Below are 342 nucleotides of genomic sequence, written 5' to 3' on the forward strand. Positions count from 1 at the left end.
CCTGCACGCGGTTGCCGCGGGTAGCCTTGGGCAGCAACGCCAGCTGCACCGGGCCGTTGGGCAGCTCCAGCGTCTTGCGCTGGGTCAGGCGGTCGATGTTTTGCGGAGTGGGATCGAACGCGGATGCCGCCTTGAAGTCGGGGTCGCCCTTGTAGTCCTTGAACACCGCGGTCAGGTCGACCCGTTGCGTCTGCGGCGCGCGCAGCGGCTTGTCGGTCGGGATGTAGCGGCCTTCGATGCGATTGCTTTGCACCAGGTAGGTGGTGGCCGCCTGCTGCACCTCGGCCAGCGTGGCCTTGCGGGCGCGGTCACGCTGCAGGAAGAACAGGCGCCAGTCGCCGG

The 342-nt window shown here is 68.4% G+C and carries 1 pseudogene; it reads right to left on the reverse strand.

The window, feature by feature from the left end:
- Window positions 1-342, reverse strand: a pseudogene (locus SB751_RS28805) (insulinase family protein); the annotation flags it as partial.

The sequence above is a fragment of the Cupriavidus sp. SIMBA_020 genome, from assembly GCF_046535395.1.
Classification (GTDB): domain Bacteria; phylum Pseudomonadota; class Gammaproteobacteria; order Burkholderiales; family Burkholderiaceae; genus Cupriavidus; species Cupriavidus campinensis.